This is a genomic window from Streptococcus oralis subsp. oralis (genome assembly GCF_002096435.1).
Lineage (GTDB): Bacteria > Bacillota > Bacilli > Lactobacillales > Streptococcaceae > Streptococcus > Streptococcus oralis_AA.
On the sequence record NZ_NCUI01000023.1, the window covers coordinates 39,912 to 54,309 of the forward strand.

18 protein-coding genes, 1 tRNA gene and 1 other annotated feature (1 of these 20 running past the window's edge) are annotated in these 14,398 nt (G+C 41.2%); of the genes, 11 read left to right on the top strand and 8 right to left on the bottom strand.

Going from position 1 to position 14,398, the window contains the following annotated elements; genetic code table 11:
• Positions 1-23: a binding site (T-box leader), on the top strand (it extends 203 nt beyond the left edge of the window).
• Positions 24-94: 71 nt separating this feature from the next.
• Genes trpE through trpA form a run of 7 tightly spaced genes read left to right on the top strand, consistent with a single transcriptional unit; the run spans position 95 to position 6,354 of the window.
• Positions 95-1,456 carry an anthranilate synthase component I gene (gene trpE / locus B7723_RS02555; RefSeq protein WP_084849249.1) on the top strand — a complete coding sequence of 454 codons (1,362 nt, stop codon included), beginning with the start codon at positions 95-97 and terminating at the stop codon, positions 1,454-1,456.
• Positions 1,453-2,019 carry an aminodeoxychorismate/anthranilate synthase component II gene (locus B7723_RS02560; protein ID WP_084849248.1) on the top strand — a complete coding sequence of 189 codons (567 nt, stop codon included), beginning with the start codon at positions 1,453-1,455 and terminating at the stop codon, positions 2,017-2,019. The genes trpE and B7723_RS02560 overlap by 4 nt, the downstream gene beginning before the upstream one ends.
• A 10-nt stretch (positions 2,020-2,029) precedes the next feature.
• Positions 2,030-3,034, top strand: a complete 1,005-nt coding sequence (trpD, locus tag B7723_RS02565; protein WP_084849247.1) for an anthranilate phosphoribosyltransferase — start codon at positions 2,030-2,032, stop codon at positions 3,032-3,034.
• Positions 3,031-3,798, top strand: a complete 768-nt coding sequence (gene trpC / locus B7723_RS02570) for an indole-3-glycerol phosphate synthase TrpC (RefSeq protein ID WP_084849246.1) — start codon at positions 3,031-3,033, stop codon at positions 3,796-3,798. The genes trpD and trpC overlap by 4 nt, the downstream gene beginning before the upstream one ends.
• Positions 3,785-4,384 carry a phosphoribosylanthranilate isomerase gene (locus B7723_RS02575; protein WP_162279200.1) on the top strand — a complete coding sequence of 200 codons (600 nt, stop codon included), beginning with the start codon at positions 3,785-3,787 and terminating at the stop codon, positions 4,382-4,384. The genes trpC and B7723_RS02575 overlap by 14 nt, the downstream gene beginning before the upstream one ends.
• The gene (trpB, locus tag B7723_RS02580; protein WP_084849244.1) at positions 4,362-5,585 is read left to right on the top strand and encodes a tryptophan synthase subunit beta; all 1,224 of its coding nucleotides are present in this window, start codon (positions 4,362-4,364) and stop codon (positions 5,583-5,585) included. The genes B7723_RS02575 and trpB overlap by 23 nt, the downstream gene beginning before the upstream one ends.
• On the top strand, positions 5,578-6,354 hold the full coding sequence (trpA, locus tag B7723_RS02585; RefSeq protein WP_084849243.1) for a tryptophan synthase subunit alpha: 777 nt from the start codon (positions 5,578-5,580) through the stop codon (positions 6,352-6,354). The genes trpB and trpA overlap by 8 nt, the downstream gene beginning before the upstream one ends.
• On the opposite strand, the gene B7723_RS02590 is transcribed toward trpA, so the two are convergent.
• On the bottom strand, positions 6,326-6,985 hold the full coding sequence (locus tag B7723_RS02590; RefSeq protein WP_084849242.1) for a prepilin peptidase: 660 nt from the start codon (positions 6,983-6,985) through the stop codon (positions 6,326-6,328). The genes trpA and B7723_RS02590 overlap by 29 nt on opposite strands.
• Positions 6,986-7,054: 69 nt before the next feature.
• On the opposite strand from B7723_RS02590, the gene B7723_RS02595 reads away from it, so the two are divergent.
• From B7723_RS02595 to B7723_RS02605, 3 genes are all read left to right on the top strand, one after another.
• Complete coding sequence (locus B7723_RS02595) at positions 7,055-7,510, top strand: GNAT family N-acetyltransferase (protein ID WP_084849241.1); 456 nt, start codon at positions 7,055-7,057, stop codon at positions 7,508-7,510.
• Positions 7,511-7,613: 103 nt separating this feature from the next.
• Positions 7,614-8,138: a thiol-disulfide isomerase gene (locus B7723_RS02600; protein ID WP_084849240.1), complete on the top strand. Its 525-nt coding sequence runs from the start codon at positions 7,614-7,616 to the stop codon at positions 8,136-8,138.
• 131 nt (positions 8,139-8,269) lie between these two features.
• Positions 8,270-8,719 (top strand): hypothetical protein, encoded by a 450-nt coding sequence (locus B7723_RS02605; protein WP_084849239.1) that lies wholly within the window; start codon positions 8,270-8,272, stop codon positions 8,717-8,719.
• Between the two features lie 216 nt (positions 8,720-8,935).
• Here the strand turns inward: B7723_RS02605 and B7723_RS02610 are convergent, their stop codons facing one another.
• The 5 genes from B7723_RS02610 to B7723_RS02630 form a co-directional block, all read right to left on the bottom strand.
• On the bottom strand, positions 8,936-9,139 hold the full coding sequence (locus tag B7723_RS02610) for a CsbD family protein (RefSeq protein ID WP_000102421.1): 204 nt from the start codon (positions 9,137-9,139) through the stop codon (positions 8,936-8,938).
• A 41-nt stretch (positions 9,140-9,180) separates the two neighbouring features.
• Positions 9,181-9,765, bottom strand: a complete 585-nt coding sequence (locus B7723_RS02615) for an Asp23/Gls24 family envelope stress response protein (protein ID WP_084849238.1) — start codon at positions 9,763-9,765, stop codon at positions 9,181-9,183.
• An 11-nt stretch (positions 9,766-9,776) separates the two neighbouring features.
• A complete protein-coding gene (locus B7723_RS02620) occupies positions 9,777-9,947 on the bottom strand; it encodes a DUF2273 domain-containing protein (RefSeq protein ID WP_000454669.1) in 171 nt (56 codons plus the stop codon).
• A 10-nt stretch (positions 9,948-9,957) separates the two neighbouring features.
• Complete coding sequence (amaP, locus tag B7723_RS02625) at positions 9,958-10,521, bottom strand: alkaline shock response membrane anchor protein AmaP (RefSeq protein ID WP_049484704.1); 564 nt, start codon at positions 10,519-10,521, stop codon at positions 9,958-9,960.
• A gap of 99 nt (positions 10,522-10,620) precedes the next feature.
• Positions 10,621-10,857: a GlsB/YeaQ/YmgE family stress response membrane protein gene (locus B7723_RS02630; RefSeq protein ID WP_045592533.1), complete on the bottom strand. Its 237-nt coding sequence runs from the start codon at positions 10,855-10,857 to the stop codon at positions 10,621-10,623.
• A 310-nt stretch (positions 10,858-11,167) separates the two neighbouring features.
• Between B7723_RS02630 and B7723_RS02635 the strand changes: the two genes are divergently transcribed.
• Positions 11,168-12,649: a M protein trans-acting positive regulator PRD domain-containing protein gene (locus B7723_RS02635; RefSeq protein WP_084849237.1), complete on the top strand. Its 1,482-nt coding sequence runs from the start codon at positions 11,168-11,170 to the stop codon at positions 12,647-12,649.
• 135 nt (positions 12,650-12,784) lie between these two features.
• On the opposite strand, the gene B7723_RS02640 is transcribed toward B7723_RS02635, so the two are convergent.
• Together B7723_RS02640 and B7723_RS02645 are read right to left on the bottom strand one after the other, a co-directional pair.
• Positions 12,785-12,857, bottom strand: a tRNA-Lys gene (locus B7723_RS02640).
• Positions 12,858-13,120: 263 nt separating this feature from the next.
• Positions 13,121-14,392, bottom strand: coding sequence for a replication-associated recombination protein A (locus tag B7723_RS02645; RefSeq protein WP_084849236.1), 1,272 nt, complete (start codon positions 14,390-14,392; stop codon positions 13,121-13,123).
• Between the last annotated feature and the right edge of the window lie 6 nt (positions 14,393-14,398).

Below are 14,398 nucleotides of genomic sequence, written 5' to 3' on the forward strand. Positions count from 1 at the left end.
GCACCGCGAATTTCGTCCTCACGCAAGTTATTTTGCGTGGGGATTTTTCATACAATCGCCACGGACTAGAAGTAGAACTGAAAGGGAAATTACAATGGAACGAATCATTCATGGAGATGTCTTATCACCAATCTTGGCTTATATGCGCCTAAAGGGACAACACAAGGTGATCTTAGAGAGTATTCCGAGAGACAAGGAAACCGCTCGTTTTTCTATCCTAGCTTATAATCCTGTTTTTGAGATTAAGTTTGAAAATGGGGTCCTCTATCAAAACGGTCAAGTGATTGATCGGGATCCCTTGGATTTCCTTTATGAAGTGACTCATAAGAGCCAGCACCATTCAGACCTCCCTTTTGGTGGGGGAGCTATTGGCTTTGTCGGTTACGATATGATTTCTCTTTATGAAGAAATTGGCCAAATCCCTGAGGATACCATTGGAACGCCAGACATGCATTTCTTTGTCTATGAGAGCTACATGGTTTTTGACCACAAGAAAGAAAAAATTCATGTCATAGAGGATGCTCTTTATAGCAATCGCAGTCAAGAAGATTTGGAAAAAGCCTTGAACCAAGTGCTTGAGGAATTACGCATTCCTGCTCCAAATGAATTTGAAGATTTGGATCTATCTCCGCTGGACTTCAAACCGCATATCGCTCCTCAGAAGTTTGAGGAAATGGTCGAAACAGCTCGCGACTTGATTCGTAATGGTGACATGTTCCAATGCGTACTCAGTCAGCGCTTCTCAGCAGAAGTTACTGGAAATCCATTTGACTTCTACAGAAATCTCCGCGTGACCAATCCTTCTAATTACCTCTATTTTTATGATTTTGGGGATTATCAAATCATCGGTGCCAGTCCTGAAAGTTTGGTTTCTGTCAAAAATAGCATCGTAACTACCAATCCGATTGCAGGTACGCGACCAAGAGGGGCTACGGATGAAGAGGACAAGGCCTTGGCGACTGACCTGCTTTCTGATGAGAAGGAAACAGCAGAACATCGAATGTTAGTAGACTTAGGGCGTAACGATATCGGTAGAATTGCTGAAACGGCAAGTGTCCAAGTCACCAAGTATATGGAAGTGGAGCTCTTCCGTTATGTCATGCATTTGACCAGCGTGGTCAAGGGACGTTTGCTTCCAGAACTCAATGCCATGGATGCTTTGAAAGTTACACTTCCAGCTGGAACAGTTTCAGGAGCACCAAAGATTCGGGCCATGAGACGGATCTATGAACTGGAAACAGAAAAACGTGGTGTATACGCGGGAGCAATCGGCTACTTGTCTGCGACGGGTGATATGGATTTCGCCATTGCCATCCGAACTATGATTCTCAAAGATCAAACAGCCTATGTACAGGCTGGGGCAGGGATTGTCTATGACTCCATCGCCCAAAACGAATACCAAGAAACCATTAATAAGGCTAAATCTATGACTAGAATTGGAGAACTAAGACCATGATTTTATTGATTGATAACTATGATTCTTTTACCTATAACTTGGCGCAGTACATTGGGAATTTTGCAGAAGTGCAGGTCTTGAGAAATGATGATCCCAAGCTGTATGAAGAAGCTGAAAAAGCAGATGGTCTGGTCTTTTCTCCCGGTCCTGGTTGGCCGGTTGATGCTGGAAAGATGGAAGACATGATTCGTGACTTTGCAGGTAAGAAGCCGATTCTAGGGATTTGTTTGGGGCACCAAGCCATCGCAGAAGTCTTTGGTGGGAAGTTAGGTTTGGCTCCAAAGGTCATGCATGGGAAACAGAGCCATATCAGCTTTGAAGCGCCATCTGTTCTCTATCAAGGCATTGAGGATGGTCGTCCAGTCATGCGCTATCACAGCATTTTGATTGAAGAAATGCCAGAAGACTTTGAAGTGACAGCTCGTTCGACTGATGATCAGGCTATTATGGGAATTCAACACAAAAGCCTGCCGATTTATGGCTTCCAGTACCATCCAGAAAGTATCGGAACGCCAGATGGCTTGTCTTCTATTCAGAATTTTATCGAGAAGGTTGTAAAGTGAGGAAACTAGGATGAAAGAGATTATTGAAAAACTAGCAAAATTTGAACATTTATCAGGTGTGGAAATGACGGACGTCATTGAGCGTATCGTAACTGGGCGTGTAACTGAGGCGCAGATTGCTTCTCTCCTCTTGGCCCTTAAGATGAAGGGGGAAACACCTGAAGAGCGCACAGCCATTGCTCAAGTCATGAGAGGGCATGCTCAACACATTCCAACTGAGATTCATGATGCCATGGACAACTGTGGTACTGGTGGAGACAAGTCTTTCAGCTTTAACATTTCCACAACTGCAGCCTTTGTCTTGGCTGGTGGCGGTGTTCACATGGCCAAGCACGGAAACCGTTCGATTTCTTCTAAATCAGGTTCTGCAGATGTCCTTCAAGCCTTGGGCATCAATCTTGACCTCAAACCAGCTGAACTAGGTAAGGTCTTTGATAAAACTGGCATCGTCTTTCTCTTTGCTAAAAATATGCATCCAGCTATGAAATACATCATGCCAGCTCGTTTGGAACTAGGAATTCCAACGATCATGAACTTGACTGGTCCACTGATTCATCCAATGGCCTTGGAAACACAGCTTCTTGGGATTAGTCGTCCAGAACTGCTAGAAAGTACAGCTCAGGTTTTGAAAAATATGGGTCGCAAACGTGCTATCGTAGTTGCTGGACCAGAAGGCTTGGATGAAGCTGGCTTGAACGGAACAACCAAGATTGCTCTTCTTGAAAATGGTGAAATTACCTTGTCAAGCTTTACTCCAGAGGATTTGGGGATGGAGCGCTACGCTATTGAAGATATTCGTGGAGGAAATGCTCAGGAAAATGCAGAGATTTTGCTGAGCGTTCTTCAAAACGAACCAAGTCCATTCTTGGAAACGACAGTCTTGAATGCTGGTCTTGGTTTCTATGCTAATGGTAAGGTAGCTAGTATCAAGGAAGGAGTTGCCCTAGCTCGTCAAGTGATTGCTAGTGGCAAGGCCCTTGAAAAACTCAGACTGTTACAGGAGTACCAAAAATGAGTCAGGAATTTTTAGCACGAATCTTAGAGCAGAAGGCGCGTGAAGTCGAGCAAATGGAGCTGGAGGAAGTCCAGCCCTTGCGCAAGACCTATCGCTTAGCTGACTATTTAAAACAACATCAAGACCGTTTGCAGGTAATCGCTGAGGTCAAGAAGGCTAGCCCTAGTCTGGGAGATATCAATCTCGATGTGGATATTGTGCAACAGGCCCAGACTTATGAAGCAAATGGAGCAGTGATGATTTCGGTTTTGACAGATGAGGTTTTCTTTAAAGGGCATTTGGATTATTTACGTGAGATCTCCAGTCAGGTAAACATTCCAACGCTCAACAAGGACTTTATCATCGATGAAAAGCAAATCATCCGAGCTCGGAATGCAGGGGCGACAGTTATCTTGCTCATCGTGGCTGCCTTGTCAGAAGAACGCCTCAAGGAACTCTATGACTACGCGACAGAGCTTGGTCTGGAAGTCTTGGTGGAGACCCACAATCTAGCTGAACTAGAAGTGGCACACAGGCTTGGTGCTGAGATTATTGGGGTTAACAACCGCAACTTGACCACCTTTGAAGTCGACTTGCAGACTAGTGTAGACTTGGCCCAGCACTTTAAGGAAGATCGTTATTACATTTCTGAATCTGCTATTTTCAAAGGGCAGGATGCAGAACGAGTAGCAGCATCCTTTAACGGAATTTTGGTGGGAACAGCTCTCATGCAGGCAGAGGATGTGGCCCAGAGAATTAAGGAGTTGCAGATTGACAAAGGTTAAGATTTGTGGACTATCGACCAAAGAAGCGGTAGAAACAGCCGTATCAGCAGGGGCAGACTATATCGGTTTTGTCTTCGCACCCAGTAAAAGACAGGTGAGCTTGGAAGAGGCTACAGAGCTTGCAAATCTCATTCCTGTGAACGTTAAGAAGGTTGGTGTATTTGTTTCACCAAGTCGAGCTCAACTGCTAGAAGCAATTGACAAAGTTGGTTTGGACTTGGTTCAAGTTCATGGTCAGGTAGCAGATGATTTGTTTGAGGATTTACCTTGTGCCAGCATTCAGGCGGTGCAGGTAGATGGAAATGGTCACGTGCCTCATTCTCGGGCAGACTATCTACTCTTTGATGCCCCTGTGGCAGGGAGTGGCCAGACCTTTGACTGGGGCCAACTGGATACAGCAGAACTTGCTCAGCCCTTCTTTATCGCAGGTGGGCTTAAGGAAGACAATGTAGCAAAAGCAATTCAACATTTCTCTCCCTATGCAGTAGATGTATCAAGTGGAGTGGAGACAGATGGACAGAAAGATCATGAAAAGATTAGAAGATTTATAGAGAGGGTAAAGAATGGCATATCAAGAACCAAATAAAGATGGATTTTACGGAAAATTCGGCGGACGTTTCGTCCCAGAAACACTGATGACAGCAGTTTTGGAGTTGGAGAAGGCTTACCGTGAAAGTCAGGCAGACCCAAGTTTCCAAGAGGAATTAAACCAACTCTTACGTCAGTACGTAGGACGTGAAACTCCTCTTTACTACGCAAAAAACTTGACCCAGCATATCGGCGGAGCCAAGATTTATCTCAAACGGGAAGATCTCAACCATACAGGGGCCCACAAGATTAACAATGCCTTGGGACAAGTTCTTCTGGCTAAACGCATGGGCAAAAAGAAAATTATCGCTGAAACAGGTGCTGGTCAGCACGGTGTGGCAACTGCAACAGCTGCGGCCCTCTTTAACATGGAATGTACTATCTACATGGGTGAGGAAGATGTCAAACGCCAAGCCCTTAACGTCTTCCGTATGGAGCTTTTGGGAGCCAAGGTTGAGGCTGTGACTGATGGTTCGCGCGTGCTCAAGGATGCGGTCAATGCAGCTCTTCGTTCATGGGTGGCAAATATCGATGATACCCACTATATCCTTGGTTCAGCCTTGGGGCCTCATCCCTTCCCAGAAATCGTCCGTGACTTCCAAAGTGTCATTGGTAGAGAAGCTAAACAACAGTACCGTGATTTGACAGGACAAGACCTACCAGATGCCCTAGTAGCCTGTGTTGGTGGTGGATCTAATGCTATCGGCCTCTTCCATCCATTTGTGGAAGATGAGTCAGTAGCCATGTATGGAGCTGAAGCGGCAGGACTTGGTGTGGATACAGAGCACCACGCAGCGACTTTGACCAAGGGTCGTCCGGGTGTTCTCCACGGTTCTCTTATGGATGTGCTCCAAGATGCTCATGGTCAAATTCTTGAAGCCTTCTCTATCTCAGCAGGTTTGGACTATCCAGGTATCGGTCCAGAACATTCTCACTACCACGATATCAAACGTGCCAGCTATGTTCCTGTGACTGACGAGGAAGCCTTGGAAGGATTCCAACTCTTGTCTCGTGTGGAAGGGATTATCCCAGCCTTGGAATCTAGCCATACCATTGCCTTTGCGGTGAAATTGGCCAAAGAACTCGGACCAGAAAAGTCAATGATTGTCTGTCTATCAGGTCGTGGGGACAAGGATGTGGTCCAAGTCAAAGACCGCTTGGAAGCAGATGCAGCAAAGAAGGGAGAAGCTCATGCCTAAGACACTAACAGAAAAATTGAATGCTATCAAAGCAGCTGGAAAAGGAATTTTTGTTCCCTATATCATGGCTGGAGACCATGAGAAAGGCTTGGATGGTCTCGCTGAAACAATCCACTTTTTAGAAGATTTGGGTGTCTCAGCTATTGAAGTGGGTATTCCCTTTTCTGACCCTGTTGCAGATGGACCTGTTATCGAAGAAGCAGGCTTGCGCAGTTTAGCTCAGGGGACTTCGCCCCAGGCTTTGGTTGAAACCTTGAAAACCATTGAAACAGAGGTTCCGCTTGTTATCATGACCTACTTTAACCCCCTCTTTCAGTACGGTGTGGAGAAATTTGTCAAAGATTTGGCAGATACAGCGGTTAAAGGATTGATTATCCCAGACCTGCCTCATGAGCATGCCAACTTTGTGGAGCCATTTTTGGCAGATACAGATGTTGCATTGATTCCCCTAGTTAGCTTGACAACAGGACTTGAACGTCAAAAAGAGTTGATTGAAGGAGCAGAAGGTTTTGTCTATGCCGTTGCCATCAATGGGGTGACAGGGAAGTCAGGCAATTACCGAGCAGACTTGGACAAGCACTTGGCACAATTGCATCAAGTAGCTGACATTCCAGTCTTGACAGGTTTTGGTGTATCAAGTCAAGCCGATGTAGAACGCTTCAATGCGGTGTCAGATGGTGTTATCGTTGGTTCGAAAATTGTAAAAGCTCTCCACCAAGGAGAGCCGATTGAGGACTTTATCAAACAAGCAGTAGCTTACCAAAAATAATCAAACAAACAGCAAGTAAGAGGAAAGGCACGAAAGGAAGTCTTTCCTTTTTCTTTTGCGAAAGAAAGGCTAAAATCCCTGCCGCAGAAGCGAATTGAATCAAAATCAGTAATTCTGTCGCGCTAAAGATGAGAGCACAAGAAGCCAGAAAGAGAAAATCCCCTGCTCCCATGTGGATATCGATAAAATGAGCCAAAATTCCAAGGATAAGAAAGAAGACCATGACCAGATTCCAACCACAGAAAGCCAGGAGGATTAGGTGAAACGTCAGCCAGACCAGCAAGGGATATTCCTGATGGAGAAGGTCGTAAATTCCCAAGGTCAAACCAGCAGTGATTAGGATGACTTGACCCAAGGAAAGCCAGCCCCATGACCAAGCCAGAAAGAGGACACCCAAGCCCAATTCAAAGAGGGCATACCAGAATGGATAGCGAGCCTTGCAGTAGCGACAGCGAAAGCGATTGAAGACCTGAGATACAATAGGAATCAAATCTAAGGGTCGCAAGCGAGTTTGACAGGAATCGCAGTGACTGGCTGGTTGGATAATGGATTGCTCAGGAAAACGGTCAATGACCAAACCTAGAAAGGAAGCGATAATGCTCCCGACAAGAAAAAAATAAAGATCAATCATACTTATCTATTCGTAAAAAATAGAAGAAGTAGTATAATAAAGAAACATTGATAAGATGGTGAGGTCAAGATGATGATTCGTTTTGAGGAAAATGTGAGCATAGAAAACGCTCAGCTCTTATGCCAATGGTCCAACTCCCTTGGCAAATCCTTTCAAGAACAATGGATGGGAACAATGATTCCTTTTCCCTTAACAATTCAAATCTTGCAAGATTTGGAAGGAATCTTTTCAATCTTTGATGGACAAGAGTTTGTGGGGCTTATCCAGAAAATCAGACTAGAAGACAGGAATCTTCATATCGGGAGATTTTTTATCAACCCCCAGAAACAGGGACAAGGCTTAGGTAGCCAGGCTTTAAGGAAATTTGTTAGTTTGGCCTTTGAAAATGAAGACATAGATACTATTTCTCTAAATGTCTATGAGGCAAATCAAACAGCTTACAATCTTTACCAAAAAGAAGGATTTGAAATCGTTCAAATGGTTGAAACACCTATACGAAAATACATCATGAAAAAGGGCAGATAACAGTCACGTGGGGCCAGAGTCTCAAGGATTTTCAAGGATAAGAAAGCCTTCTTTCAAAGTTAGAAACAAGGATTCTATGATTTCTTAGATAGGGGAGATAAAAATGTCGAGACTTAGAAAAATACGAATCTGGATTACTTCTGTACTTGCCTTAGTTGTTGGTATCACTCTTTATTCTCAGTATCAAAGCCACCAAGAACGCACCCAATTAAAGGCTTCCTTTGAAGAAAAGGACAATATAGCAGTCTTACAACATTTAACGGCTTCAGGAAAATATGCGTCTGACATGCGAAAAGCAGGTTATGTTGTTCCTCCCGACGGTGCTATCCGCTTGGATGGAGGAATTGCCTCCATAGGGATAAAAGGAGACATTGATTTGAGAATGTTGAATCCTGGCAGGGATGAAGTCTCGGTTTTATTTGAAACAATGGTAAATGAGGAAAAAATAAATGCCTACTATATTTTAGACAATCAATTAACCCTAAAACGTAGTTACTATTCTCATATTAGTAATCAAAATAAAGAAAGTGTGACGATCTCTCAAGCCGAAGAAGAACGCCTGTTAAAGATTGTTCGAAAAGAGTTGAAAGCTTTTCTAGATAAGATGTATCAGACTTTATATGGTTGATGTTACTAGTGAGAAACTAACACGAGATCTTGTTTAGAATGTCAACGATGATAAGAAAGGAGGGACAAGAATGTTTACAGAATTGCTCTTTACTGTTACTTTTACGTTTTTTTAAAAGTAGGCGCTCACGAATGATTATAGGAGTCTTGTATAGTTTGCTCCTAGTTTGGTTTGTCTTTTCCGTTTTGAACTATGGCAAATACACTCTTCAACCAGGTCAATCCGTCAACTTAAGAGTAAATCCCAGAACACAAGATTTGGAATACTATTCACTCTTCATCTTGAAGAAAAACGATTCAAGTAAAATTAAATTAACTGGCTCTAATGTTTGGAGTGAGAGTAATGGTGATGTTTACTATGAAGTAGAGGGACAAAAAATTATAAAAAGCCATGGTTTGGACGAGGAGGATGAAGAACTTCCAAACAAGCAAGCAGATATTTATTTAGAAAAAGATGGAGTTGTTGTGAGTTACCAAGGTGAAAAAGTGTTTGATGCCACCAATAACAAGCCCTACACGATAACCATTACCAATGTAGACAACCAGCCAGCCCAATTTGAGGCTCAGGTGGTGGATAAATAAGCCAGTCTAGTAGTGTGCAAGCTTTTAAATGTTCTTTCTTTAAAAGGGAGATATTATTTTAAGTAAACAAAAAAGCCTTGATTCCAAGGCTTTTCCTGTTAAGAATCTCTTTTAACGAAAAATGGGAGCGTGTTTAGAATCCGATCTACAAAAAAAGAGGACATTTACGGTCCTCTTTTTGACTACTATAATGAAAAGGTCAATTAACGTTTAGACTTATTTTTCGTCTTTGTGAAGCATGTTTTTAACACCTTCAATAGCGCCTTCGACAGCGTCTTTTGCATCTTCAGCAACTTCTTTTACTTTAGAAACAACTTTTTCAGCTGTTCCTTCTTTTTCCATTTTTTCATCGCCGATCATTTTGCCGACACCTTCTTTAATGGAACCTTTTGCTTGGTTTAATTTTTCTTCTGTTGACATGATTCTGCCTCCTTTAAATTGATTGATTTTGATTAGATGAATTAGTGTACGCGAGCATTTTCTTTTGTTTCGCCTTTAACGGCTTCAACACCTTCGCCTACTTTTTCTTGAACAGCAGCAACACCTGAACCGATACCAGATTTCACTTTTTCAAATTGTTCTGAAGCAAATTCTCCTGTTGAAGAAGCCACGTCAGTTACTCGGTCTTGGAGGCTAACTGAATCTGCTTCATGCTGTTCCTTCGTTTTGATATCAACAACATTCACATTGACTTCAACAACTTCTAGATCAGTCATTTTTGTAACTTGTGATACGACAACATCTTTGATTTCTTTGTACAAAGCAGGGACATTCTTTTGGTATTCAACAACAATGTTCAAGTCAACTGCAACTTGTTCTTTCCCAACTTCAACATTTACACCATGAGTGACATTGTCTGTATTGATAATTTTTTCTGTTAGATTAGAGAAGAATCCTCCATCCACATCCAAAAGTCCAGGTACTTTTTCAAGTGAAAGACCAATGATTTTTTGGATTACTTTGTCTTCATAAGTGAGTTCCCCTTTAACATCTTGAGAAACAACAGCAACATCTTTTTTATCTACATTTTTATCTACGTTTGACATACGAGACTCCTTTATTTATTTAAATATTTTTCCTTAACATAGTATCCAGCAAATGCTCCTAAGGCTCCACAAATTAGTACAAATAGTGTTTTGAAAAAGCCAAAGGATAAGATAAAGCAAGCGAGAATGACACCTACTAGACCTGCAATAATTGGATACTGATATTTTTTAAACCATTCCATTTTTACTTCCTTACTTTACACGACTAACAGTCTTTTTGGTCGTTTTTCGAGGTTCATATTCTTTAACTTTAACTTCAAGTTTTACCTCACGTTCAATACCAAAGAACTGCTTTAATCCATGAGTTATTTCATTCTGAATGACTAGACATCGGTTTGAGATGTTGTCTGAAGGAAGAATTTTCCCTTCTACAGTAACGAAACATTTATTTTTGCGGCTATTTACATGGACCGTTGGTTCTTTGATCAACTGATGATCAATGACCAAACATCGAACAAAGCCTTCGATAGCTGAGTTTTTTAGTTTTAATGTATCTTCTTGAGTTTCTAATTGAATCTCTAGATATTGTTTAGGATAAAAGAGTATCACTAACATTGAAATTAAAACTAAAACAGAAAGGACAAGTGTCCCCCAAAAGACATATCTAGCAATCAGGAATTCAGCGTAGAGTTCTCTCCAACTGAATAAGTGGATTCCTAAATCACTGACCTGATGATAATCTATGAGAATAGGAAGGAAAATAGTCAAGATTAAGATACAGAAAATAAGTAACAATATTTTCTTTGATTTTGACATATTAAATCCTTTCAATTGAAAAGCTTTAAACCATAATTTTGCCCGTCTAGAGTATTCAAAATTATGGTTTATCACTTTTAATTTCTTATTAGGTAGAGCTTATTTTCTACCAAATAGATATGAAACTACGGCAACAACAATTACTGCACCTACGATTGATGGAATAATAGCCATTCCAGCCAATGAAGGTCCCCAGCTTCCTAGAAGTGATTGACCTACAGACGAACCGACAAGACCTGCAATGATATTCGCAATCAATCCCATTGAACCACCTTTTTTAGTGATTGCACCTGCGATGAGACCAATAAGACCTCCAACAATAATGGACCACAACATAGTGTATCCTCCTTTTCTATTTCTAAATCAAAGAATCATTTTCAGAAAATTAATTTCTTTGATATCATTTATTATATAACATTTAAATATGGAAAGGTAATAATTTGTCTTGAATTACGTATTATAAAAATACACCGAAGGTACAAATAAATAAGAAAATACTGGTGCTACTGAGTTTCTAAGGGATTAGACTAGTCTTTTGATGACAAGCAAAAGTCGTTGTAAGAGGATAAATTCATTCCATGTGGTATAATTGCATGAAGATTGAAAGACAATCCTTCAGTTTATTATAAAGAGAGAAAAGCTATCCATGAGAGATTTATTATCTAAAAAAAGTCACAGACAATTAGAATTATTAGAATTACTGTTTGAAAACAAACGCTGGTTTCATATTTCAGAACTAGCAGAATTATTGCACTGTACAGAACGTTCTGTAAAAAATGACTTATCCCATGTCAGGTCTTCCTTTCCTGACTTGCTATTTCATTCCTCAACAAACGGCATCCGTATCATTAATACCGACGATAGTGATATTGAAATGATCTATCATCATTTTTTTAAGCATTCAACTCACTTTTCAATATTAGAATTTATCTTCTTTAATGAAGGATGTGATAAAGAGAATATTTGCAAAGAGTTCTATATCAGTTCTTCCTCTCTTTACCGTATCATCAGTCATATTAATAAAATCATTAAGAAACAATATCGTTTTGAAATTAGCCTCAATCCAGTTCGAATCACTGGAAATGAGATTGATATCCGTTACTTTTTTGCCCAGTATTTTTCAGAGAAATATTATTTCCTTGAATGGCCCTTTGAAGATTTTTCTGTAGAACCTTTGTGTAAACTGTTGGCACTAGTCTATAAAGAAACTTCATTTCCTGTCGATTTCGCCACTCAACGAATGTTAAAGTTACTCCTCGTAACAAATTTATACCGAATAAAGTTTGGTCATTTCTTGGAAGTTGAGAAAAATTCTTTTAACAATCAATTGTTAGAATCGTTCATGCAGGCAGAAGAAATCGAGGACCTTGTAGCCAGCTTTGACTCTGAATATCATATCTCTCTGAATAAAGAAGTGATCGGTCAACTGTTTGTATCCTATTTTCAAAAAATGTTTTTCATAGATGAAGAAGTATTTCTCAACCATGCAAAAACAGACAGCTATGTAAAAAAATCGTATCAGTTATTGGGAGATCTAGTAGATCAGGTATCAAGAGAGTATAATCTCCAAGTAGACAATAAAGACAATCTGATTTGGCATCTGCATAATACAGCACATCTGCATCGCCAGGAATTATCGACAGAGTTTATCCTATTTGATCAAAAAGGTAATACAATCAAGAACTTTCAAAATATTTTCCCTCGATTCGTTTCAGAGGTGAAGGAAGGGATTGAACATTATCTAGAGGCTTTGGATATGGATCGTAGTTCAATGAAAGTCAATCATTTGACCTATACTTTTATCACCCATAGCAAACACTTAGTGCTAAATCTTTTACAAAACCAACCTAAATTAAAGGTTTTGGTTATGAGTAATTTTGATCAGTATCATGCTAAATCAGTAGCAGAGACACTTTCTTACTATTGCAGCAACAATTTTGAACTGGAAGTTTGGAGTGAATTAGAGTTATCACTTGATGCTCTAAAAGAATCACCTTACGACATCATTATTTCTAATTTTATTATTCCTCCTATTGAAAATAAGAGACTGATCTATTCTAATAATGTCAATACAGTCGCTCTCATCTCTTTGCTTAACGCAATGATGTTTATTCGATTAGACGAGTAACTAAGAATAACAAAAAAACGCTACGTAGCGTTTTTTGTTTTATAAGGAAAGAATTTTATCTATACTAAACTCAGAATATCCTAAGAACTTAAACAAAAAAGCCCTGAAACCAAGGCTTTTCCTGTTGTATCTAGATGCCCCCTGCAGGGCTCGAACCTGCGACCCATAGATTAAGAGTCTACTGCTCTACCAACTGAGCTAAGGAGGCAAAGAAAAAGCTGTATTGGTGCCGAAACTTCACGGTTTGTATTGAACCCGCGCAATTAAGCAGGTGGGCAACTCGCTCTAACTGAAGCTGTTTCCGTGTGAGACGGCCTACATGCTGTTAGAAGACTTTTGTTTCCCTAATAGTACAAAAAATAGTCGGTCAACACTTAAGTGTGAAGTCGTACACCACAGCGTTTCTATGTTTATATGATACCACTTTTTCAAAAAAAATCAAGAGGAAAATGCAATTATTTGAAAAGGATTTCACAAGTCCCGTAATTTATCAATGGTTTCCTTGCGTTGCGCCAAAGCCCGTTCGTATTTGCCAGTATCTTCCGGAGTGAAGTAGTGCTGGTCTTTGATTTTTTCTGGCAGATAGTCTTGCTTGACCCAGTTTCCAGGATAGTTGTGCGGATAGAGATAGTTTTGGGCGTTCCCAAGTTCCTTGCTTCCACTGTAGTGTCCATCGCGCAGGTGTCGAGGAATAGGCAAATGCCCTGATGTTTTGAGGTCAGCAAGGGCCTTGTCCATAGCCACATAGGCTGAGTTGGATTTTGGAGAAAGGGCCAAGTCAATCACGACATTGGCAATGAGAATGCGAGCTTCTGGGAACCCAATCTTTTGAGCAGCATCTAGAGCAGTTACGGTATGAATCTGGGCTTCAGGATTGGCCAAACCGATATCTTCATAAGCAATAACAGTCAAGCGACGAGCGAGACTAGGCAGATCCCCAGCCTCAATCAAGCGGGCCGCGTAGTGGAGACTGGCATCAACATCTGAGCCACGGATAGACTTTTGCAGGGCTGAAAGGACATCGTAGTGACCGTCCCCATCCTTGTCCATTGTAATATAACTTCGCTGGAGGCTATTTTCCATGATATCCAGTGTGATATGGCGGGTGCCCTTGTCATTCTCAGGGGTAGAGAGAACAGCCAGATCCAGCGAGTTAAAGGCAGAACGCAGGTCTCCATTGGTAGAGGTTGCGATGAAATCCAGCGCATCCTCATCTAACTCAATTGGGAAGTCAAAACCGCGCTCAGGATTAGTGAGAGCGATCTGAATCGCTTCTTTGACGTTTTGGTTAGACAGAGGTTCCAGTTCAAAAATCTGAACACGGCTACGAATGGCTGGAGTGACAGAAAAGAAGGGATTTTCAGTCGTTGCCCCAATCATGATAACCAGACCACTTTCCAAGAGTGGCAGAAGAAAGTCTTGCTTGGTTTTATCTAGTCGGTGAATCTCGTCCAGTAACAGGACTAATCCACCTGAGAATTTAGCTTCTTCCGCGATTTCTTGCAGTCGCTTTTTACTACCAACAGTCGCATTAAAGGTCCGAAAGGCATACTTGGTCGTTCCAGCGATGGCAGAGGCGATACTGGTCTTGCCGATTCCGGGAGGTCCATAGAGAATCATGGAGGACAGACGATTGGCTTCCACCATGCGACGGATAATTTTTCCAGGTCCGACTAGATGCTCCTGACCGATGACCTGGTCAATGGTTTTTGGGCGCATGCGAAGCGCGAGATTGTCTGGCATAGCAGT

Coding starts and splice junctions, on each gene's coding strand:
- B7723_RS02620 (WP_000454669.1), bottom strand. CDS start 9,947: ATGGAATGGTTTAAAAAATATCAGTATCCAATTATTGCAGGTCTAGTA.
- B7723_RS02635 (WP_084849237.1), top strand. CDS start 11,168: ATGAGAGATTTATTATCTAAAAAAAGTCACAGACAATTAGAATTATTA.
- B7723_RS02605 (WP_084849239.1), top strand. CDS start 8,270: ATGATTATAGGAGTCTTGTATAGTTTGCTCCTAGTTTGGTTTGTCTTT.
- trpD (WP_084849247.1), top strand. CDS start 2,030: ATGAAAGAGATTATTGAAAAACTAGCAAAATTTGAACATTTATCAGGT.
- B7723_RS02645 (WP_084849236.1), bottom strand. CDS start 14,392: ATGCCAGACAATCTCGCGCTTCGCATGCGCCCAAAAACCATTGACCAG.
- B7723_RS02595 (WP_084849241.1), top strand. CDS start 7,055: ATGATGATTCGTTTTGAGGAAAATGTGAGCATAGAAAACGCTCAGCTC.
- B7723_RS02590 (WP_084849242.1), bottom strand. CDS start 6,985: ATGATTGATCTTTATTTTTTTCTTGTCGGGAGCATTATCGCTTCCTTT.
- trpB (WP_084849244.1), top strand. CDS start 4,362: ATGGCATATCAAGAACCAAATAAAGATGGATTTTACGGAAAATTCGGC.
- B7723_RS02630 (WP_045592533.1), bottom strand. CDS start 10,857: ATGTTGTGGTCCATTATTGTTGGAGGTCTTATTGGTCTCATCGCAGGT.
- amaP (WP_049484704.1), bottom strand. CDS start 10,521: ATGTCAAAATCAAAGAAAATATTGTTACTTATTTTCTGTATCTTAATC.
- B7723_RS02610 (WP_000102421.1), bottom strand. CDS start 9,139: ATGTCAACAGAAGAAAAATTAAACCAAGCAAAAGGTTCCATTAAAGAA.
- B7723_RS02615 (WP_084849238.1), bottom strand. CDS start 9,765: ATGTCAAACGTAGATAAAAATGTAGATAAAAAAGATGTTGCTGTTGTT.
- trpE (WP_084849249.1), top strand. CDS start 95: ATGGAACGAATCATTCATGGAGATGTCTTATCACCAATCTTGGCTTAT.
- B7723_RS02600 (WP_084849240.1), top strand. CDS start 7,614: ATGTCGAGACTTAGAAAAATACGAATCTGGATTACTTCTGTACTTGCC.
- B7723_RS02560 (WP_084849248.1), top strand. CDS start 1,453: ATGATTTTATTGATTGATAACTATGATTCTTTTACCTATAACTTGGCG.
- trpC (WP_084849246.1), top strand. CDS start 3,031: ATGAGTCAGGAATTTTTAGCACGAATCTTAGAGCAGAAGGCGCGTGAA.
- trpA (WP_084849243.1), top strand. CDS start 5,578: ATGCCTAAGACACTAACAGAAAAATTGAATGCTATCAAAGCAGCTGGA.